Below are 239 nucleotides of genomic sequence, written 5' to 3'. Positions count from 1 at the left end.
AAAACAAGTGCAAGCCAATCAGCAAGCACATCAGCATCAGAATCAGCATCAACAAGTGCGAGCCAATCAGCAAGCACATCGGCATCTGAATCAGCATCAACAAGCGCTTCTGAATCAGCAAGCACAAGCACCTCTGAGTCAGCGTCAACAAGCGCGAGCCAATCAGCAAGCACATCAGCATCAGAATCAGCATCAACAAGTGCGAGCCAATCAGCAAGCACATCGGCATCTGAATCAGC

Annotated in this window: 1 pseudogene; it reads right to left on the bottom strand. The window is 49.4% G+C overall.

What is annotated here, in order from left to right:
- Positions 1–239: pseudogene (locus tag B7696_RS10360) on the bottom strand (MSCRAMM family adhesin SdrC); the annotation flags it as partial.

The sequence above is a fragment of the Streptococcus mitis genome, assembly GCF_002096815.1.
GTDB lineage: Bacteria > Bacillota > Bacilli > Lactobacillales > Streptococcaceae > Streptococcus > Streptococcus mitis_AD.
The sequence above is the reverse complement of the archived record's forward strand: the minus strand, read 5'-3'. Positions and strand labels throughout refer to the sequence as shown.